This window comes from Streptomyces mangrovisoli (genome assembly GCF_000974985.2).
Classification (GTDB): Bacteria; Actinomycetota; Actinomycetes; order Streptomycetales; family Streptomycetaceae; genus Streptomyces; species Streptomyces mangrovisoli.
On sequence record NZ_LAVA02000026.1, the window covers coordinates 1 to 20178 of the forward strand.

Genomic DNA, 20178 nt, shown 5'->3' on the forward strand with positions numbered 1-20178 from the left:
TCGCGCAGTTCCCCGCGCCCCTTTCAGGGCGCCATGCCTCGGGGTTGGTCAGCCGAGGTCGATCTCCGGGTAGAGGGGGAAGCCTGCCACCAGGTCGGTGGCTCGGGTGGCGATCTCCTGGGCGATCTTCTCGTCCAGGACGTGGGCGGCCTTGCTGGGGGCGCCCGACTTGGTGGTGCCCGGCTCGGTCGTCGTCAGGACGCGGTCGATCAGGCCCGCGACCTCGTCCATCTCGGCCGTGCCGAGGCCGCGCGTGGTGAGCGCCGGGGTGCCGATCCGGATGCCGGAGGTGTACCAGGCACCGTTCGGGTCGGCGGGGATCGCGTTGCGGTTGGTGACGATGCCCGACTCCAGCAGCGCGGCCTCCGCCTGACGGCCGGTCAGGCCGTAGGAGCCGGCGACGTCGATCAGGTTGAGGTGGTTGTCCGTGCCGCCGGTCACCAGGGTGGCGCCGCGCCGCATGAGGCCCTCGGCGAGCGCGCGGGAGTTGTCCACGATGCGCTGCGCGTAGTCCTGGAAGGCGGGCTGCCGGGCCTCGGCCAGGGCCACCGCCTTCGCGGCCATGACGTGCGGCAGCGGGCCGCCGAGGACCATCGGACAGCCGCGGTCCACCTGGTCCTTGAGCGAGTCGTCGCACAGCACCATGCCGCCGCGCGGACCGCGCAGGGACTTGTGGGTGGTCGTGGTGACGATCTGCGCGTGCGGCACCGGGTCGAAGTCGCCGGTCAGCACCTTGCCCGCGACCAGGCCCGCGAAGTGGGCCATGTCGACCATGAGCGTGGCGCCGACCTCGTCCGCGATCTCGCGCATGACGCGGAAGTTCACCAGACGGGGGTAGGCGGAGTAGCCGGCGACGATGATCAGCGGCTTGAACGCGCGGGCCTGGGCGCGCAGGGCGTCGTAGTCGATGAGGCCGGTGGCCGGGTCGGTGCCGTAGGAGCGCTGGTCGAACATCTTGCCGGAGATGTTCGGGCGGAAGCCGTGGGTGAGGTGGCCGCCGGCGTCGAGGGACATGCCGAGCATGCGCTGGTTGCCGAACGCCTGGCGCAGTTCGGCCCAGTCGGCCTCGGAGAGGTCGTTGACCTGGCGGACGCCGGTCTTCTCCAGGAAGGGCACCTCGACGCGGTCGGCGAGCACCGCCCAGAAGGCGACCAGGTTGGCGTCGATGCCGGAGTGCGGCTGGACGTAGGCGTGGCGGGCGCCGAACAGCTCGCGGGCGTGCTCGGCGGCGATCGACTCGACGGTGTCGACGTTGCGGCAGCCGGCGTAGAAGCGGCGGCCGATGGTGCCCTCGGCGTACTTGTCGCTGAACCAGTTGCCCATCGCGAGGAGGGTGGCCGGGGAGGCGTAGTTCTCCGAGGCGATCAGCTTGAGCATCTCGCGCTGGTCGGCGACCTCCTGACCGATGGCGTCGGCGACGCGCGGCTCGACGGCGCGGACCACGTCGAGGGCGGCACGGAAGGCGGTGGACTCGGTGGAGAGGGGCTGCTCTGACATGAGGACCTCCGGAGGCGTGCGTACACAGTTCACGGGTTCGGCCCAGGCGCACGGCACTCGATCGCTTCCTGCCGGGCCGCTCCCCGATGGTCCGTCCCATCCCAGCGCGCCAGTCACGGCCCGTGGATCAGCGTACCGGGCGGGGCGATCCGCCCAGGTCCGGCGTCCACCATGCGAGCGACGACAGGCCCTAGGCTCACCGTGTGCTCTTCGGGATGGTGTGTGCGCTGGCGGCCGCGGTCTGTTTCGGTACGGCGACCGTGTTGCAGGCGGTCGCCGCGCGGGCGGCCGGGGGCGGGGGCGGCGGGGAGGCGGCGCTGCTGCTGCGGGCGCTGCGGCAGTGGCGGTACCTGGCCGGTCTGGCGCTGGACGGGCTCGGGTTCGTGTTCCAGATCGCGGCGCTGCGCTCGATCCCGATCTACGCCGTCAGCGCGGCGCTCGCGTCGAGCCTCGCGGTGACCGCGGTGGTCGCGGCCCGGCTGCTGAAGGCGCGCCTGAGCCGCACCGAGTGGGGCGCGGTGGGCGTGGTGTGCGCCGGGCTGGCGATGCTGGGGCTGGCCGCCGGGCCGGAGGGCGAGGAGGGCGGCTCGACGGCCCTCGCGTACGCGATGCTCGCGATCGGCGCCGCGATGGTGCTGCTGGCGCTCGGCGCGGGCCGGCTGGGCGGGCGGTTCCGCTCGCTGGTGCTGGGGCTCGGCGCGGGGTTCGGGTTCGGGGTGGTCGAGGTGTCCGTCCGGCTGATCGACTCCTTCGGCGTGGTGGACCTGCTCACCGACCCCGCCCTGTGGGCGCTGCTGCTGGGCGGCGCGGCCGGGTTCCTGCTGCTGACGTCGGCGCTCCAGCGCGGCTCGGTGACGGCGGCCACGGCCGGGATGGTGGTCGGCGAGACCATCGGGCCCGCGGCGGTGGGCGTGATCTGGCTGGGCGACCGCACCCGGGAGGGCCTGGCCTGGCTGGCGGTCCTGGGCTTCCTGGTGGCAGTCGCGGGGGCGCTGGCGCTGGCCCGCTTCGGGGAGGCCCCGGAGCCCCGTGCGGGGGGCCCTGCCGGCGGCTGAGTCTGCGGGGGTCCCCTGCCGGTGGCGAGGGCTCTGCGGGTGCGTCGTGGCTGGTCGCGCAGTTCCCCGCGCCCCTTTCAGGGGCTCGTCGCAGCCACGCCCCAAAGGGGCGCGGGGAACTGCGCGACCAGCCCCCACCGGCCGGCTGCCGCCCACCCGTCCGCTCCGGCCGACCGCCGACGCGCTACGGAAGCACCCGGCACAGGGCGTCCAGTGCGCCCGGCCAGGTGTGGTCCGACGGGGTGCCGTAGCCGACGACCAGCGCGTCCAGGGGCGGCGGCGTGGACCGGTCGTGGCGGTAGAAGGCCAGGCCGTGCAGGGCCAGGCCCTGCCAGGCGGCCGCCTGGACCACGCTCGCCTCCGTACCGGGCGGCAGCCGCAGCACCGCGTGCAGTCCGGCCGCGATGCCCGTCGCCCGCACCGCGGGGGCGCGCGTCGCGAGCGCCTCGACCAGGGCGTCGCGGCGCCGCCGGTAGCGCAGGCGGGAGGCGCGCACATGGCGGTCGTAGGCGCCGGAGACCAGGAACTCGGCGAGGGTCAGCTGGTCGAACAGCCCGCAGCTGTCGGTGCCGCCCTTGGTCCGTACGGCGTCCTCCGCGAGGTCCGGCGGCAGCACCGCCCAGCCGAGGCGCAGCGCCGGCGCCAGGGACTTGCTGGCGGTGCCGAGGTGCACGACCCGGTCGGGGTCGAGGCCCTGGAGCGCGCCGACGGGCTGGCGGTCGTAGCGGAACTCGCCGTCGTAGTCGTCCTCCAGGACGTAACCGCCGGTGCGCCGCGCCCAGTCGACGACGGCGGCCCGCCGGTCGCGGTGGAGCGGCACCCCCATCGGGAACTGGTGCGCGGGCGTGAGGAGTACGGCCCCGAACTCCGTCAACCCTCGCGTTTCCGTGCCGAGTCCGTCGAACGGCAGCGGCACCGTGCGCAGCCCGGCCGCCTCCAGGATCCGCCAGTGCACCTCCAGTCCGTACGACTCGACGGCGATGGTGCGCAGGCCGCGTTCGCGCAGCACCGTGCCGAGGATCCGCAGCCCCTGCGAGATCCCGGCGGTGACGAGGAGCCGCTCGGGGTCGGCGCGTACGCCGCGCGCGCGGGCGAGGTATCCGGCGAGCGCCGAGCGCAGTTCGGGGCGGCCGCGCGGATCGCCGTAGCCGAGCGCGTCGCCCGGGACGGCGGCGAGCGCGCGCCGGGCCGCCTTCAGCCACTCGGCGCGCGGGAAGGCCGCGAGGTCCGGGGTGCCGGGCACGAGGTCGTGCGCGGGGCGGGCGGCGGCGCGGCGGTGGACCGGGCGGGCGGTGCCCCGGCCGGGAGCCGGTCCGGTCGCGGCGGCCCGGGTGGCGACCCGGGTGCCGGAGCCCTGGCGGGCGGTCAGCCAGCCCTCGGCGACCAGGTCGGCGTAGGCGTCGGCGACCGTGTTGCGGGCGATGCCGAGGTCGGCGGCGAGCACGCGCGAGGACGGCAGCCGGGTGCCGGGCGCCAGCCGCCCGGTGCGCACGGCCTCGCGCAGCGCGTCGGTCAGCCCGCGCCGCACCCCCGGCCCGACCGGTTCCAGATGCAGGTCGACACCCAAAGTGGCCCAAGGATTCGCCATGTAAATGGACCATACTCCTGGGCTGCCCCGCTCCTAGGGTCGAACCATGACGACGACCGAAGAGCGCATCGAGTACGCCCCCGAGCACACCCCCCGTATGCAGTGGGCCAAGCACGCCCCCGAGGTCTACAAGGCGATGGTCCGGCTGGACGCCGCCGCCCGTCAGGGCCTGGACCCGAAGCTGGGCGAACTCGTCAAGATCCGCGCCTCGCAGCTCAACCACTGCGCGTTCTGCCTCGACATGCACACCAAGGACGCGCTCGCCGCGGGCGAGAGCGTGGAGCGGATCGTGCAGCTGAGCGCCTGGGAGGAGTCGCGGCACTTCTACACGGAGAAGGAGGTCGCGGCCATCGAACTCACCGAGGCGATCACGGTGTTGACCGACGGCTTCGTGCCGGACGAGGTGTACGAGCGCGCCGCGATCCACTTCGACGAGACCGAACTGGCCCAGCTGATCGCCGCGATCGCGGTGATCAATGCGTGGAACCGGTTCGCGGTGACCACCCGGATGGTGCCCGGCCACTACACGCCGGGGCAGCACCGGTGACGGCCGGCACGGGGGCAGCGGCGACCGCGCGCACGACCCTGCTGGACGCCGGGGTGCGCGCCGCGCTCCGGGCGGCGGGCGCGGCCGCGAGGAAGGGCCTCGGCGACCCGGCCCTCGCCGAACTGGTGCAGATCCGCGCCTCACAGCTCAACCACTGCGCGTTCTGCCTGGACATGCATCTCACGGTCGCCCGCGAAGTGGGCGTGAGCGAAAGGAAGTTGGATCTGCTGGAGGCCTGGGAGGAGGCCGGTGACGTCTTCGACGAGCGGGAGCGGGCCGCGCTCGCGCTGACCGAGGCGGTCACCGTGCCGACGGCGTCGGGGTTCGTGCCGGACGCGGTGTACGCCGCCGCGGCCGCCCGCTTCGACGAGCCGCGCCTCGCCCACCTCGTCGGCCTGATCAACGTCGTCAACAGCTGGAACCGGCTGATGGTCGGCCGCCGCATCCCCGCCGGGAGCACGCGATGGTGACCGGGGCGGAGACCTTCCGCGCGCTGCACCGCCGCGCCCCGGGCGACCCGCTGGTGCTGCCGGGACCGTGGGACGCCGTCTCCGCGCGGGTGTTCGCCGACGCCGGGTTCCCGGCGCTGGCCACCCCGAGCGCGGGGGTCGCGGCGGCGCTCGGGCACGCCGACGGGCAGACCCCGGCCGACGAGATGTTCGCCGCGGTGGCGCGGATCTGCCGGGCCGTGGACGTGCCCGTGTCGGCCGACGTGGAGGGCGGCTACGGGCTGCCGCCGAAGGAGCTCGTCGAACGGCTGCTGGAGGCCGGGGCGGTGGGCTGCAATCTGGAGGACTCCGCGGGCGGGGTTCTCCAGGACCCGCACCGGCACGCGGACCGGCTCGCCGAGGTCGTCGCGGCGGCGGGGGGCGAGCTGTTCGTCAACGCCCGCGTCGACACCTTCGCGTACGGCGACGGCGACCCGGAACAGGCCATCGCGCGGGCCGCGGCGTACGTCGCGGCGGGCGCCGACTGCATCTACCCGATCTTCGCCCCGGCCGAGCTGCTGCCGCTGCTGCGGTCGGGCATCCAGGGCCCGGTCAACGCGCTGGCCCGGCTGGACGGCACGGGGCCCACGCCCGCCGAGCTCGGCGAACGGGGCGCCACCCGGATCACGTTCGGGCCGGGTCTGCAACGCCGGGCGGCCGCGGCGCTCTCGGAGATCGCCGAGGGGCTGCTGCCGCGGCCGAGTTGAGGCACGGGCCGTCTCACGCGGTCGGGGCCGGGCAGGTCGCGCCGTCCGGGCAGAACCAGTCCACCGCGGTGGTGAGCAGTTCGAGGCTGTCGGCGCCGGTGTCGTCGTCGGGGCCGTAGACGGCCACGGCGTAGATGTCGCCGTCGGCGGCCACGAACCGCTCGTCGAAGACGTGCCACGTGCCCACGTCCGGCTCCCCGCTGATGGGGCCGGTCGTGTACTCCAGGCGGGAGCCGGTGAAGCCGTCGTGGTCCAGGTTGTCCAGGGAGAGCTTCTGGAACGCGGCGTTCTTCGGCGTCGCGTCGGACAGGAACAGGTCGAACGACGCGTCCGGGGAGGACTCCGCCACCTGGTAGACCTGGATCCGGCGAGTGCGATCCGGGCTGCGGTAGTTGACCACGTCCATGCCGTACGCCGACGCCCTGGTCGACCGGCTCCAGCCGGTGGGGTGGGCGATGCGGAAACCCTCCTGGTCCTCGTAGGACGCGTAGCCCGCGGGCAGGGTCGCGGACGGCGAGGGGCTCGGGGAGGACGGCGGGGTGCTGTCGCCCGGGGTCTCGGGACCGGTGCTCAGCGGCGTGACGGGCGGGCTGGTGTCCGCCTGCGAGCCCGTGCCGCCGCCGAGCACGAAGGTCAGCACCAGGCTGACGGCCACCCCGACGACGGCGGCCCCGCCGACCACCGACCACACCAGCCTGCGGCTGTGCCCGGCGGGGGCGGCGGGCGCGGCCCCCGGCACCGCGTACGGGGGCGTGCCGCCGCCCGGCCCGGCGGGCCACTCGGGCGTGGACCAGGGCGCTCCGGCCCCCTGCGCCCCGGCGGGGGCGGCGCCCCAGGGCGGGGTGGCCGCGGGGCCGTGCGGCGGCGCGGCCGCGTAGGGCGGGGGCGGCGGGGGCACCGACCCGTAGGCCGCGGGCGGGGCCGGCGGGGCGCCGTACGGCGGCGGCGCGGCGAGGTCGGGCGCGGTCAGCGCGTGCGGGAGGGGGTCCTCCGGGGGCGGCACCTGGAACCAGGGGGCCGCGGAGGCCGAGGACGCGTCCGGAACCGCCCCGGCGGGCGGGGTCTCGTGGGAGGACGGGGTCCGGTCGGAGGGGATGGGCTGGTCTGACGGGATCGGCCGGCCGGACGGGTAGGGCTGGTCCGACGGGTACGGCTGGTCCGACGGGTAGGGCTGCTGCGGCGGGTGGGGCTGGTGGGGCGGGATCGGTTGATCCGAGGGGTACGGCTGGTCGGACGGGAGCGGCTCCCCGGGGGCCGCCGCGGGCGCCGTCGCGGGCGCCGTCGCGGGGGCCGGGGGTGGGGTCTTCGCAAGGGAGGGGCCGCGGCCGGGCGCACGGCCCCCTGCCGCCGAACCGCCCTCGGGAACGGTCGCGTCGGACGCGGGAGACACCACCGCGGACGCGGGCGCGGGCGTGTCGGACACCGGAGCCGCCCCCGGCTCAGGAGTGACGGACGCCGGAACCGCCTCCGGCTCAGGAGTGACGGACGCCGAGGCCACCCCCGGCGCAGCCGCGCCCGACGCCGAAGTCACCCCCTCCGCGGGCGCGTCGGAAACCGAAGCCACCCCCGGCGCAGGCACGCCCGACACCGAAGCCACCCCCTCCGCGGGCGCGTCGGAAACCGAAGCCACCCCCGGCACAGACGCGTCGGAGGCCGGAGTGGCCCGCGGCTCGGGCGTGCCGGGCGCTGGGCTCCCCGCGGGTGCGGGCGCCGGGCTTCCCGCGGGTGCGGGCGTCGGGGCCCGGTCCGTCGCGGGCGCCGGGGCGGCCGCCGGAGGGGTCACGGCCGCGGGGGCCGCCGGTCGCGGCGGGGCCGGAGCGGTCTGCGTCTGCGCCGCGACCCAGGCGGGCACCCCCACCGGCGGCTCGGGCTCGGCAGCCGAACCGGCCGAACCGGCTGAACCGGCTGAACCGACCGAAGCCGCCGACCCCGACGGAGTCGCCCCCGTGTCGTCGGCGCCCTCCCAGCGCTGGGTCTCCTCGTTCCAGTACCGCGGTCCGTCGACCACCACGCCCCCCGTAGCCCCTGTGTCCCGCTCCCCAGCGGGTGAACGCCGTTCCCGGCCCGACCGGAACGCTCTCGTCCGGGGCCGTGTCGGCGAATCCTCAGCATAGGGGGACGGATGGTGACGGGAACAGCGGAATGCGCACAGCGCGACTCCCGCGCATCCCCTGGACGAACCGGACACCTTTGACTAAAGTCAAAGAAATATGGAGCCCGTGTCTGCCACCGATGTCGCGGCGCTGCGCCGCTTCAACCGTTACTTCACGCGCCGGATCGGCGTCCTCGACGATCACTATCTCGGCCAGGACCGCCCGCTGGGCGAGGCCCGGCTGCTCTTCGAGATCGCCCGGCACCCGGCGGGGGTCCCGCTGCGGACCCTGCGCGCACAACTCGACCTGGACGCCGGATACTTGAGCCGGATGACCAAGTCCCTCCAGAGCAACGGGCTGGTCCGGCTGGCGGTCCACCCGGACGACAGCAGGCTGCGCACGGTCGAGCTGACCGCGGCGGGCCGGACCGAGGTCGCGGAGCAGAACCGGCGGGCCGACGCGCTCGCCGCCGGGCTGATCGACGGGCTCACCGGGGACCAGCGCACCCGGCTCACCGAGGCCGTGGACACGGCACAGCGGCTGCTGCGGCTGGCCGCGATCACGGTCGACCCGGTCGACGGCGGCTCGCCGGACGCCCGCGCCTGCCTCGACGCCTACGCGGCCGACATCGGCGCCCGTTTCCCCGAGGGGTTCGACAGAGCCGCCCTGGTGTCGCCGCAGGAGGTGTCCGGGGCGGCGGGGGCGTTCTTCGTCGCGTACGAGGAGGGGCGCCCGGTGGGCTGCGGCGCGCTGCGCCGGCAGCCGGACGGCGTGGGCGAGATCCGGCACGTGTGGGTGTCCCCGGACGCGCGCCGGCTGGGGCTGGCCCGGCGGATCCTGGGCGCGCTGGAGCGGGAGGCGGCGGCGCGCGGCCTGGACGTCGTACGACTGGACACGCACGCGGTGCTCACCGAGGCGCAGGCGATGTACCGGGCGTGCGGGTACCGGGAGATCCCCGCCTACGACGACAACGTGTACGCCGCGTTCTGGTTCGAGAAGCGGGTGTAGGGGCGGCTTCGAGGAGCGAGGCCGCGGCACGTCGCGTACTGTCGCGTCCGGCGTGGAACGCGTACTATCGCGTCCGGCTCGACGGCGCGGTGCAACTCCCGCGCCTCCCGGCCGACTTCGCCACCCGTGCGTCCCCTGCGCCCCCACCACTGAACGGCAAGGAGCGGCCATGCCCGCACTTCTCGACCCGGTACTCGACCTGCTGACGCTGCGCGCCACGGTCACCGAGGCCGCGCCCGTCGCGGCCCGGATGCGCCGGCTGCGCCTGGAGGGCCACGCCCTCGCGGGACTCGACGTGCGCCCCGGGCAGCAGGTGCGGGTGCACGTCACGAGCGGGCTGACCCGCCGTACGTACTCGATATGGCGCTACGACCCCGAGGGCGCCCTGGAGTTGTGCGTGCTCGACCATCCCGGTGCCGGGCCGGGGGCGCTGTGGGCGCGGGCGGCGGCGGTGGGCGACGAGGTCCGGCTGGGCAGGCCGGAGGGGTCGTTCACCGTGCGTCCCGACGCCACGCACCATGTGTTCGCCGGGGACGAGACCGCCGCCGTCGCCTTCGGCGCGATGCTCGCCGCGCTGCCCGCGTCGGCCCGGGTCGCCGGCTGCGTGGAGACCGGGTCGGCTGCCGACCGGCTGCCGCTCGCCCACGGCGACCGGATCGGCTGGCTGGTCCGGGGCACCACCGCACTGCCCGACGCCGTACGGGAGTTGGCGCCCGAGCCGGGCGGGATCGCGTATGTCGCCGGGGAGGCGCGGACCGTGCAGCGGGTGCGGCAGGTGCTGCGCGAGGCCGGCTGGGACCGGCGCTCCGTGCTCACCAAACCGTTCTGGGCACCGGGCAAGCGCGGCCTGGAGTGATCCGCGCCCCTGCCGGGCCGCCCCGGAAGGGGCGCGGGGAACTGCGCGACCAGCCCCCACCGGCCCGCAGGTGAACCACACGACCCGGAACGAGACGGAGCCGCCGGCAGGCTCACCCGCACTGCGCCCCCGACGGGCAGAAGGACGCCACCGCCGTGGTGAGCGGCTCACCCACCAGGTCCGCCCCCAGGCTCTCCGGACCGCTCGCCCGGATCGCGTACAACGTGCCGTCCGAGGCCTCGAAGCGGTGGTCGACGACCCGCCGGGCACCCTCGTCCTTGTCGTCGTAGCGGTACGTCAGCTCCGACCAGCCGTCTCCGGAGGCGCGGTCGAGCACCTGGTAGCCCCGCTGGTGCGCGAAGCCGTAGCCGGGCGCCGTCTCGGCGAGTTCCAGGGAGGCCGCCGGGGTCGGCTCGGTGACCCGGAAGATCTGCAACTGCCGCCCGTCGCCCGGCGATTCGTAGGTGACGACCGGGGCCTTCTCGCCCTGCTTCTCCCGGCGCGTCCAGCCCTCGGGGATCTGGACGCGATAGCCGATGGGATCGTCGGCGGTGCGGTATCCGGGCGCCGCGGACGCCGTCGCGGGGCCGGAGGCCGGGGTGCTCGCCGGGCCGGTGCCCGCGTCGGACGCGTCCGTGGCCGAGGGGCTCGCGGGCGGGGTGGAGCCGGGCGCCGAGGACTGCGGCGGGGCCGAGACCGTGGTGCCCGCACCCGCCTCGGAGCCGGTGGAGTGGTCGCGGGTCAGATACCAGCCGCCCGCCCCGGCCCCCGCGCCGACCACCACGGTCAGCACCACCGCCGCGACCAGCCGGCCGGTCCGCCGGGCCGGGCGCGCGGGCGGCACGCCCGGCGCCAGGGTGTACGGCGGGGTGGGATACGGGGTGCCCGGAGGTGTGGCGTGCGCGGTGCCCGGCGGGGGCGGCAGCGGGCCGGACGCGGGGGGCGGCGGGCTCGTCCAGGACGGGGGCGGGCCGCCGCCGGACCGGGTCTGCGCGGACGCCCACGGCGGTGGCGCGGCACCGCCCGCCTGGGTCTGCGCCGAGGCCCACGGCGGCACGGCGCCGGTCTCCCCGCCGGACCAGGCGGCCCGGCCCCGTTCCTCGCTCGGTTCCCGCTCGGGCCCGGACCCGGCGTCGTCGTACTCGTACCGTCCGCTCATCGCGAAACCCCCCGAATCACCCTGGTGGGTACCGCTCTTGACGGTAGCGGCGAAAACGGGCGCGGGCCCCGTTCCGGACGGAACCGGAACGGGGCCCGCGCAGGCTCGTGACGAAACCGGGAACCGTCAGGCCTCGCAAGGAGACCGAGGAACCGTCAGGTCGCGTACGGAGACCGGGGAACCGTCAGATGAGGCCGAGGGCGCGGACCGCCTCGCGCTCCTCCTCGAGCTCCTTGACGGAGGCGTCGATGCGGGCGCGGGAGAACTCGTTGATCTCCAGGCCCTGGACGATCTCGTAGCGGCCGTCCTTCGTGGTGACCGGGAAGGACGAGATGAGGCCCTCGGGGACGCCGTAGGAGCCGTCCGACGGGATGCCCATGGAGGTCCAGTCGCCGTCCGCGGTGCCGTTGACCCAGGTGTGCACGTGGTCGATGGCGGCGTTGGCGGCGGAGGCGGCCGACGAGGCGCCACGGGCCTCGATGATCGCGGCACCGCGCTTGGCGACGGTCGGGATGAAGTCCTCGGCGAGCCACTTCTCGTCGGAGACGACCTCGGCGGCGTTCTTGCCCGCGACCGTGGCCTGGAAGATGTCCGGGTACTGGGTGGCGGAGTGGTTGCCCCAGATGGTCAGGCGCTTGATGTCGGCGACCGTGGTGCCGGTCTTCTTCGCGAGCTGGGTCAGCGCGCGGTTGTGGTCCAGACGGGTCATCGCGGTGAAGCGCTCCGCCGGTACGTCCGGGGCGGCGGCCTGCGCGATGAGCGCGTTGGTGTTGGCCGGGTTGCCGACGACGAGGACCTTGATGTCGTCCGCGGCGTGGTCGTTGATGGCCTTGCCCTGCGGCTTGAAGATGCCGCCGTTGGCGGAGAGCAGGTCACCGCGCTCCATGCCCTTGGTGCGCGGGCGGGCGCCCACGAGCAGGGCGACGTTGGCGCCGTCGAACGCGACGTTCGGGTCGTCGCTGATGTCGATGCCCTGGAGCAGCGGGAACGCGCAGTCGTCCAGCTCCATGGCGGTGCCCTCGGCGGCCTTGAGCGCCGGGGTGATCTCGAGAAGGCGAAGCTTGACCGGCACGTCCGCGCCGAGCAGCTGGCCGGAGGCGATGCGGAAGAGCAGGGCGTAACCGATCTGGCCGGCGGCGCCGGTGACGGTGACGTTCACGGGAGTGCGGGTCATGGCGTTCTCCGTATGACAGCTGACGGTGGGGCGTCCCTGCCCCGGGGGTACGGGATCCCCGCCCCGGCTGGTGACCGGTGCCCGCCGCGATGATCGATCACGGGTACGTTTGATCGATCTCTTGGCGTCAAGAGAGATCCAGCGGTCAGGCTATCGCGCATCCGGCATCCCGGACGTCCGGGTCCGTGTGGCCCACCCCACAGACCACCCCACGGACCACCCCGGCCGGGCCGCGCGGGAGCCTGCGGCCGCCGCGGGGAGAGCGAGAAATCGGCGGCCGCCCGTCCGGGAGAGGTGGGGACGGTACGGCCGCCGGTCTGGGGGCACCGGCTGACCGGACTCCCGTGGGGGTATGGATCGCCTGCCCGGCGGGTCGAGGTTCATGCGCGGCATGTCCTGTGTTTTTCGCCCGGGGGCCGGGGGCCGGGCAGGCGGCCGGACATCCCGCCGGGCCGGGCTAGCGGGTGCAGGCCGTGCGGCCCGACGCCAGGGTCACGCACGCCTTCGCCGTGTTCGCGTCGCGCACCGCCACCATCGGCGTGTACGCGATGGTGTCCCCCGCCGTGGTGATCGCGTCGGACTCCTTCAGCGCGCCCGCGCTCACCTGGACGCTGTCCCCCTGCCCGGCCGCCGTGATCCGCCCCCAGGCCGCCCCGCAGACCTTGCTGTAGCGCACCTCCAGCAGGGTGGTGCCGACGGTCACGCTCTTGGCCGTGGTGACCGCGTCCGCGTCCTTCGTGCAGCCCATGGCCTCCGCGTCCTTGCCGGTGCAGGCGGCGCCGCTGCACTTCACCCCGGCCGGCAGGTTCGGGTCGGCGCTCACCGACGGCGTGGCCGAGCGGTGGGCTCCCGCACCCTTCGTGCCGTCGTCGCCACCCGTGAGGAGCATCGCGACCCCGACCACGATCAGCACGCCGACGACCCCGGCCAGGAACATCAGCAGACGCCGTCTTCCCGCGCCGGTACCGACACCCGCCCCGGCTCCTGGCCCTGTCCCCGCCCCTGCACCCGCACCCGCACCCGCACCCGCACCCGCACCCGCACCCGCACTGAGACCGGTACCGGCACCGGCGCCGGAACGTTCCCCCTGGGCAGGCATCTGCGGGGGTGCGCCGAACGCGCCCGGTTCGGCGGGCGCCTGCGGGCCCTGCGCGGTGGGTGAGGGCCCCTTGTACCCGGCGACCTTCCAGGAGTTGACCGCGTCGACCGCGCCGGAGCCCGCCGCGCCCTCGGCGCCGTCCGGGGCGTCCGCGCCGTCGCCCGTCGTCTCCCGGACGTCGGTGTCGGCGGCCGACGGCTGTGCCGGGACCGTCGGCGCGGGTCCCGCGACGGCGGGCGGGACGGCGGTGCCCGCGCGGGCCGCCCTGCCGTTCACGGCGGGCCCGGCCCCGGGCGCCGCCCCGAACTCGCCGAGCGCGGCGCGCGCCTGCGAGATCCGTACCGCCTCCATGGTCATGTCATGCCGCATCTCGGAACGGCTCCACGCGCGTTCGGCCAGCTCCCACATGGTGGTGAGATGGACCGGGTCGGCGCCGGTGACCTCGGCCAGGGCGACGATCGCTCCCTTCGGCGCGAGCAGCCTGCCGTTGAGATAGCGGTCCCAGGATGTCTTGCTGTAGCCCGTACGGTCCGAGACCGAGGCGACGCTCAGGCCGCTGCGGTCCACCAGCCGACGCAACTGACCCGCGAACTCGGCCACCTGTGGGTCGAGTTCATCGGGCAGAGCCCTCCAACGAGGCATAGGTTCCCCCCTCTTACCCCGGCGCGCACCGCAGTCTCCCCCCGCGGCCGCGCACATGCTGCGGCCACGGTAGCCCGGTCGAACGCGGGCTTGGGGCACTTCCCCGAACTTGTCGATACATCAACACATCGGACACACGCGCGTAACCCCGCACGACTCAGGACACGTCCTGGGACACAGCGGTGGGCGGGTGCCGGAACCGTCACTTCCGTGCCACAGCGCGCGGACAGGCGTTGAACGGCCGCTCCGGGGTGCTGGAGGGTTGGTCCCGGCGGCGGGCCGTCCTTCTCGGGGGATGGGGACGGCCCGTCCGTCGCGGCGCGGGCGAGCGGGTCAGCTGTTGCTCACCGTGAAGTGCAGGGTGTCCTTGAGGAACGGGATCTCCAGCAGGGGGTGCGGCTGGGCCATCAGCGCGAGCGCCACGATGGCCACGCCGAGCAGGCCGTAGGTGACGATGTCGGTGAAGCGGGAGCGCACCGCGAGCATCCCGACGCTCGGCAGCACCCAGCGCATGGCCGCGCCGCCGAGCAGGGCGACGCCGACCACCAGGGTGCCGGCCCGGAACTGGTCCAGCGCGGTGATCAGCAGGCCGATCGCGGCCAGGCCCAGCACCAGCAGCACGGGCCACTGGCGGGCCGGTGCCGGGGCGTCGCCGGGTGCGGCCCGGCCGCCGCCCTCGGGCCGGGCGGTGTCCTTCGTGAACAGCGGGAACCGCCGCGTGGCCCGCCGGGGGCGGCCCTCGGCGTCGGGCGCGCTGATGGCGTCGCGGACGGTCAGTTCCTCTTCACCCGCACCGTCGGCGTGCGCGTGCGCCTCGACGTCGGGCGCGTCGGCGGACTCGGCGTCGGCGGCGTCGACATCGGCGGCGGCTCCGGCTCCGGCTCCGGCGGCGGCTTCGGACACGCCGGAGGACGCGTCAGCCGTACCGGACGCGCCGGAGGACGCGTCGGCCGTGGCGGACACAGCGGACACGTCGGAGGACGCGTCGGCGGCATCGGCGATGTCCCGCGCCGCCCGTGCGCCGTTGATCGCGGGGGCCGGCTCCGCGGGATCCGTGCCGACCGCAGCACCCCCGGCCGGGGCCGGGCGCTCGGGAGCCGTCCGCTCGGGGTCAGGCGACACCGCGCTCCGCCGCCTCGACCACGTTGACGAGCAGCTGGGCGCGGGTCATCGGGCCGACGCCGCCCGGGTTCGGGGAGATCCAGCCGGCCACCTCGGCCACACCGGGGTGGACGTCGCCGACGATCTTGCCCTCCGCGCTGCGCGAGACGCCGACGTCGAGGACGGCCGCGCCCGGCTTGACGTCCTCGGGCCGGATCAGGTGGGCGGAGCCCGCGGCGGCGACGATGATGTCCGCGCGCCGCAGATGCGCCGAGAGGTCACGGGTGCCGGTGTGGCACTGGGTCACCGTGGCGTTCTCGCTGCGCCGGGTCAGCAGCAGCGGCATCGGGCGGCCGATGGTCACCCCGCGGCCGACGACCACGACCTCCGCGCCCTTGAGCTCGACGCCGTAGCGGCGGAGCAGGGTGAGGACGCCGTTCGGCGTGCAGGGCAGGGGGGCCGGCTCGTTCAGGACCAGGCGGCCGAGGTTCATCGGGTGCAGGCCGTCGGCGTCCTTGTCCGGGTCCATCAGTTCGAGGATGCGGTTCTCGTCGATGCCCTTGGGCAGCGGGAGCTGCACGATGTAGCCGGTGCAGGCCGGGTCCTCGTTCAGCTCCCGGACCACCGCCTCGATCTCCTCCTGCGTGGCGGTGGCGGGCAGCTCGCGCTGGATGGAGGCGATGCCCACCTGGGCGCAGTCGCGGTGCTTGCCGGCCACGTACTTCTGGCTGCCGGGGTCTTCACCGACGAGGATCGTGCCGAGGCCGGGCGTGACGCCCTTCTCCTTCAGCGCCGCCACGCGGGCGGTCAGATCGGACTTGATCTCTGCTGCGGTGGCCTTGCCATCGAGAATCTGGGCGGTCATGGCTCCCATCCTCCCGGATCGCGGGCCGCCGGTTCAATCCGGGTACCCCCGGGCGGCGCCCGAGCGATCCGGCCATGATCGGCGATGTTGCACTTGCACAACACCTCTGGAAAGCGGCTGGACAAGGACTCGTCTCTGCCACGACGATGAACGGCGCAGTACCGCGGTAAGTGTTGGGGGGCAACACCGCTCAGCCTGTTGACGTTCCTCCGCGCCACCCGCGTCGTCCCTGGTCGCAAACGGAGGAATCACGCCATGAGTTATGGCTCGCCCAACCCCTACGGTCAACCGCAGGACCCGAACGCCCAGTACGGCTACCCCCAGCAGGGCCAGCCCGGCTACGGCTACCCGCAGCAGGCCCCCGGTGTCCCGCAGCAGGGCGGTTACGGCTACCCGCAGCCCGGTTACGGCGCCCAGCCGCCGTACGCCAACTGGGGCCAGCGCTTCCTGGGCACCCTGGTCGACGGCCTCGTGTTCCTGGTGCCGTACATCCTGATCCTCGTGGGCCGCGACAACGGCGCGCTGCTGGCGATCGGTTTCCTCGCGATCATCGGCCTCGCGATCTGGCAGCTGATCCAGGAGGGCCGCACCGGCCAGACCGTCGGCAAGAAGGCGCTCGGCATACGCCTGGTGAAGGAGGAGACGGGCCAGCCGCTGGGGGTCGGCATGGCCTTCGTCCGCCGCATCGCCCACTTCGTGGACAGCGTCGCCTGCTACCTGGGCTGGCTGTGGCCGGCGTGGGACGCCAAGCGTCAGACCTTCGCCGACAAGATCATGGGTTCCATCGTCATCCGCTCGCAGTGAGCGGCGCCTGAACCCGCGCCGGAAGCGGCCCGCGGCCCCCGTGAACGGGGGCGGCGGGCCGCTTGCGCGTAGGTCCCGATGTGCCCTTCGGGACCCGGGGCTCAGTGGAAGAAGTGCCGCGTGCCCGTGAAGTACATCGTCACGCCCGCCTTCTTCGCGGCCTCCACGACCAGCTCGTCACGGACCGAGCCGCCGGGCTGCACCACGGCCTTCACGCCGGCCTCGGTCAGGATCTCCAGCCCGTCCGGGAAGGGGAAGAACGCGTCGGAGGCGGCGTACGACCCCTGGGCGCGCTCGGCGCCCGCCCGCTCCACCGCGAGCTTCGCGGAGTCGACCCGGTTGACCTGGCCCATGCCGACGCCGACCGAGGCGCCGTCCTTGGCGAGCAGGATGGCGTTGGACTTGACCGCGCGGCACGCCTTCCACGCGAACGCCAGCTCGCGCAGCTCGGCCTCGGAGAGCGCCTCGCCGGTGGCCAGCGTCCAGTTCTCCGGGTCGTCCCCGTCGGCCTGGAGCCGGTCGGTGACCTGGAGCAGCACGCCGCCGTCGATCGCCTTGACCTCGACCGGGTTCGCCGGGGCGCCGGCGGCCTTCAGCACGCGGATGTTCTTCTTCTTGGCGAGCGCCTCCAGGGCGCCGTCCTCGTAGGCCGGAGCGACGATGACCTCGGTGAAGATCTCCGCGACCTGCTCCGCCATCTCCTTGCTGACCGGGCGGTTCACGGCGATCACACCGCCGAACGCGGACAGCGGGTCGCAGGCGTGCGCCCTGCGGTGCGCCTCGGCGACGTCCGCGCCGACCGCGATACCGCACGGGTTGGCGTGCTTGATGATCGCGACACAGGGCTCGTCGTGGTCGTACGCGGCACGGCGGGCGGCGTCCGTGTCCGTGTAGTTGTTGTACGACATCTCCTTGCCGTGCAGCTGCTCGGCCTGCGCGAGGCCGGCGCCGCTCGCGTCGACGTAGAGCGCCGCGGGCTGGTGCGGGTTCTCGCCGTAGCGCAGGGTGTTCTCGCGCTGCCAGGTCGCGCCGAGGAAGTCGGGGAACCGCGACTCGTCGACGGGGGCGTACTCGGAGGCGAACCAGGAGGCCACGGCGACGTCGTACGACGCGGTGTGCTGGAACGCCTCGGCGGCCAGCCGCTTGCGGGTGGTCAGGTCGAACCCGCCGCCCTGGACGGCCGCGAGCACGTCGGCGTACCGCTCGGGGCTGGTGACGACGGCGACGGAGGGGTGGTTCTTGGCCGCGGCGCGCACCATCGACGGACCGCCGATGTCGATCTGCTCGACGCACTCGTCGGGCGAGGCGCCGGAGGCGACGGTCTCCCGGAACGGGTAGAGGTTGACGACGACGAGGTCGAAGGGCGCGACGCCCAGCTCGTCGAGCTGCTGCCGGTGGCTCTCCAGCCGCAGGTCGGCGAGGATGCCCGCGTGGACCTTGGGGTGCAGGGTCTTGACCCGGCCGTCCAGGCACTCGGGGAAGCCGGTGAGCTCCTCGACCTTGGTGACGGGGACGCCGGCCGCGGCGATCCGCGAGGCGGTGGAACCGGTGGAGACCAGCTCCACGCCCGCCGCGTGCAGGCCCTTCGCCAGCTCCTCGAGGCCGGTCTTGTCGTAGACGCTGACGAGCGCGCGACGGATGGCCCGCTTGCCGCTCTCGATGCTCTCGGCGGTCACTGGATAACTACCTTTCGTCCCTCGATGCGATGGCCGTTGCGGGCGATCCGCCCCACGACCTCGACGAGCAGCCTTCGCTCGACTTCTTTGATGCGCTCGTGCAGAGCGCTCTCGTCGTCCTCGTCCCGGACCTCGACCACGCCCTGAGCGATGATCGGTCCGGTGTCGACGCCGTCGTCGACGAAGTGGACGGTGCAGCCGGTGACCTTGGCGCCGTACGCGAGCGCGTCCCGTACGCCGTGGGCCCCCGGGAAACTGGGCAGCAGGGCCGGGTGCGTGTTGATGAACCGGCCGCCGAACCGGGCGAGGAACTCCTTGCCCACGATCCGCATGAACCCGGCGGAGACGACCAGGTCGGGCGCGTGGGAGGCGACGGCCTCGGCGAGGGCGGCGTCCCACTCCTCGCGGCTGTCGTAGTCCTTCACCCGCCGGACGAACACCGGGATCCCGGCGCGCTCGGCACGGGCCAGCCCCTCGATGCCGTCGCGGTCGGCGCCGACGGCCACGATCTCGGCGCCGTACTCCTCGGGCCCGAGCTGTCCGATGGTGTCGAGCAGCGCCTGCAGGTTGGTGCCTGATCCGGAGACCAGCACGACGAGGCGCTTGGCCACGGGCTTGGCGGCCACGATGGGGCCCTTTCTCGGGGAAGCGTTCGGTCGGCGGCCGGACCGCAGCTGCCTTGTACATTCATACGAATGCTTCGCGCCCCGGGATACGGGGAAGTCTACGAAGCGGCCGACCGTCAGCAACGATACCGGCACACCGGACGGCCCCCACGGGACGGGGGCGTGGCCGGAAGGTAGCGTCTGCGGGGAGTGGGTATCGGGAACGCCGTGGTCCTGCGGCGCGTTCCCGGAGTGACAGCCCACACCATGCACGTCCGTCAGCCGTATCCATCTAGGGGAAGACGCTCATCTTGATGCCGGATCGCAGCCCGCGACTTCTCACGCTCCCCCCGCAGTCGGCGCAGCGAGGGGCACGGGGTGCCGTGCTGCTGCGCGAACGGCCGGCCTCGCCGCCCGACGCGCCCTCGCACGGCCCGGACGGTTCCGCGGGCGGGGCGGGCTCGGGTTCCGGCGCGCCCGCGGGCGGCCAGGGCGGCACGCCGTCCGGCCGGGACGGCGAGGGTCAGGACGACAACCCGTTCGCCCCGCCGCCGGAGGGCACCCCGGACCGCCCCTGGCAGCCGCGCAAGCCCGCCGGCGGCCCGGACGGCGACGCGCAGGGCAAGGACTCCTCCCCGTGGGGCAGCCAGTGGAGCGACCGCCAGCCGGGCCGCTCCCCCGGCGGCTTCGGCGAGCGCCCCGGCGCGGGGCCCGGCGGCCCCGAGGGTCCGGGCGGCGGCGCCCCCGGGCCGCAGCTGCGCTGGGACCCCACGGACCCGGTCCAGCGGCGTGCCCGCTACTCGCTGCTGTCGGGCATGTGGGCCTTCTTCTTCGCGCTGTTCAGCTGGCCGTACGTGGCGCTGCTGCTCGGCGCGCTGGCCCTGTACTGGGGCGGCAGCGCGCTGCGCGCCAAGCCCCGCCGGCCCGACCCGGACAACCCGGCGCCCGAGCCGCAGGGCCGCCCGCAGGTCACGGCCGCGATCAGCGGTCTGGTGACCGCGCTGCTGGCCCTGATGCTGGTGGCGGCGACGTTCACGGCCCAGCTGGTCTACAGCGACTACTACACCTGCACCAACGACGCCCTCACCAACGAGGCGCGGCAGTCCTGCACCCACCTCCTGCCGGAGCAGCTGCGGGGCGTGCTGGGAACCGACGGCTGACCGCTCCGCCCACGGGCCGGCCCCCGGGCGGATCAGCTCCGCGGCGGGGGTTCC

Annotated in this window: 18 protein-coding genes and 1 riboswitch; of the genes, 8 read left to right on the top strand and 10 right to left on the bottom strand. The window is 74.5% G+C overall.

Features of this window, described 5'->3' with window-relative positions; genetic code table 11:
- Positions 1-48: 48 nt before the first annotated feature.
- On the bottom strand, positions 49-1497 hold the full coding sequence (locus WN71_RS12420) for a glycine hydroxymethyltransferase (RefSeq protein WP_046584938.1): 1449 nt from the start codon (positions 1495-1497) through the stop codon (positions 49-51).
- A 33-nt stretch (positions 1498-1530) separates the two neighbouring features.
- Positions 1531-1624: riboswitch (ZMP/ZTP riboswitch) on the bottom strand.
- Positions 1625-1712: 88 nt separating this feature from the next.
- Here WN71_RS12420 and WN71_RS12425 point away from each other — a divergent pair.
- Positions 1713-2552: a DMT family transporter gene (locus WN71_RS12425; RefSeq protein WP_046584937.1), complete on the top strand. Its 840-nt coding sequence runs from the start codon at positions 1713-1715 to the stop codon at positions 2550-2552.
- 184 nt (positions 2553-2736) lie between these two features.
- Here WN71_RS12425 and pdxR read toward each other — a convergent pair whose 3' ends face one another.
- On the bottom strand, positions 2737-4140 hold the full coding sequence (gene pdxR, locus WN71_RS12430) for a MocR-like pyridoxine biosynthesis transcription factor PdxR (RefSeq protein ID WP_046584843.1): 1404 nt from the start codon (positions 4138-4140) through the stop codon (positions 2737-2739).
- 46 nt (positions 4141-4186) lie between these two features.
- Between pdxR and WN71_RS12435 the strand changes: the two genes are divergently transcribed.
- Genes WN71_RS12435 through WN71_RS12445 form a run of 3 tightly spaced genes read left to right on the top strand, consistent with a single transcriptional unit; the run spans position 4187 to position 5882 of the window.
- On the top strand, positions 4187-4687 hold the full coding sequence (locus WN71_RS12435) for a carboxymuconolactone decarboxylase family protein (protein ID WP_046584842.1): 501 nt from the start codon (positions 4187-4189) through the stop codon (positions 4685-4687).
- Complete coding sequence (locus WN71_RS12440; RefSeq protein WP_046584841.1) at positions 4684-5157, top strand: carboxymuconolactone decarboxylase family protein; 474 nt, start codon at positions 4684-4686, stop codon at positions 5155-5157. The genes WN71_RS12435 and WN71_RS12440 overlap by 4 nt, the downstream gene beginning before the upstream one ends.
- The gene (locus WN71_RS12445) at positions 5151-5882 is read left to right on the top strand and encodes an isocitrate lyase/PEP mutase family protein (protein WP_206300066.1); all 732 of its coding nucleotides are present in this window, start codon (positions 5151-5153) and stop codon (positions 5880-5882) included. Before WN71_RS12440 ends, WN71_RS12445 begins: the two co-directional genes overlap by 7 nt.
- 13 nt (positions 5883-5895) lie before the next feature.
- Here the strand turns inward: WN71_RS12445 and WN71_RS42665 are convergent, their stop codons facing one another.
- Positions 5896-7305, bottom strand: coding sequence for a hypothetical protein (locus WN71_RS42665; RefSeq protein ID WP_143074833.1), 1410 nt, complete (start codon positions 7303-7305; stop codon positions 5896-5898).
- Positions 7306-8092: 787 nt separating this feature from the next.
- Between WN71_RS42665 and WN71_RS12460 the strand changes: the two genes are divergently transcribed.
- Positions 8093-8983: a bifunctional helix-turn-helix transcriptional regulator/GNAT family N-acetyltransferase gene (locus tag WN71_RS12460; protein WP_046585826.1), complete on the top strand. Its 891-nt coding sequence runs from the start codon at positions 8093-8095 to the stop codon at positions 8981-8983.
- Between the two features lie 169 nt (positions 8984-9152).
- A complete protein-coding gene (locus WN71_RS12465) occupies positions 9153-9839 on the top strand; it encodes a siderophore-interacting protein (RefSeq protein ID WP_046585824.1) in 687 nt (228 codons plus the stop codon).
- A gap of 112 nt (positions 9840-9951) precedes the next feature.
- Here WN71_RS12465 and WN71_RS12470 read toward each other — a convergent pair whose 3' ends face one another.
- From WN71_RS12470 to WN71_RS12490, 5 genes are all read right to left on the bottom strand, one after another.
- Positions 9952-10998 (bottom strand): hypothetical protein, encoded by a 1047-nt coding sequence (locus WN71_RS12470; protein WP_046585822.1) that lies wholly within the window; start codon positions 10996-10998, stop codon positions 9952-9954.
- Between the two features lie 184 nt (positions 10999-11182).
- Entirely contained in the window at positions 11183-12172 is a 990-nt protein-coding gene (locus WN71_RS12475; protein ID WP_046585820.1) for a malate dehydrogenase, read from the bottom strand.
- Positions 12173-12629: 457 nt separating this feature from the next.
- Positions 12630-13913: a helix-turn-helix domain-containing protein gene (locus WN71_RS12480; RefSeq protein ID WP_046585818.1), complete on the bottom strand. Its 1284-nt coding sequence runs from the start codon at positions 13911-13913 to the stop codon at positions 12630-12632.
- A 333-nt stretch (positions 13914-14246) separates the two neighbouring features.
- On the bottom strand, positions 14247-14690 hold the full coding sequence (locus tag WN71_RS12485; protein ID WP_046585835.1) for a DUF3017 domain-containing protein: 444 nt from the start codon (positions 14688-14690) through the stop codon (positions 14247-14249).
- A gap of 334 nt (positions 14691-15024) precedes the next feature.
- A complete protein-coding gene (locus WN71_RS12490) occupies positions 15025-15879 on the bottom strand; it encodes a bifunctional methylenetetrahydrofolate dehydrogenase/methenyltetrahydrofolate cyclohydrolase (protein WP_046585817.1) in 855 nt (284 codons plus the stop codon).
- Positions 15880-16134: 255 nt separating this feature from the next.
- Here WN71_RS12490 and WN71_RS12495 point away from each other — a divergent pair, with 255 nt between their 5' ends.
- Positions 16135-16683, top strand: coding sequence for an RDD family protein (locus WN71_RS12495; RefSeq protein WP_046585815.1), 549 nt, complete (start codon positions 16135-16137; stop codon positions 16681-16683).
- 101 nt (positions 16684-16784) lie between these two features.
- On the opposite strand, the gene purH is transcribed toward WN71_RS12495, so the two are convergent.
- Together purH and purN are read right to left on the bottom strand one after the other, a co-directional pair.
- Complete coding sequence (purH, locus tag WN71_RS12500; protein ID WP_046585814.1) at positions 16785-18359, bottom strand: bifunctional phosphoribosylaminoimidazolecarboxamide formyltransferase/IMP cyclohydrolase; 1575 nt, start codon at positions 18357-18359, stop codon at positions 16785-16787.
- Entirely contained in the window at positions 18356-18985 is a 630-nt protein-coding gene (gene purN, locus WN71_RS12505; RefSeq protein WP_046585812.1) for a phosphoribosylglycinamide formyltransferase, read from the bottom strand. The genes purH and purN overlap by 4 nt, the downstream gene beginning before the upstream one ends.
- A gap of 293 nt (positions 18986-19278) precedes the next feature.
- Between purN and WN71_RS12510 the strand changes: the two genes are divergently transcribed.
- Complete coding sequence (locus WN71_RS12510) at positions 19279-20124, top strand: hypothetical protein (protein WP_046585811.1); 846 nt, start codon at positions 19279-19281, stop codon at positions 20122-20124.
- Positions 20125-20178: the final 54 nt, after the last annotated feature.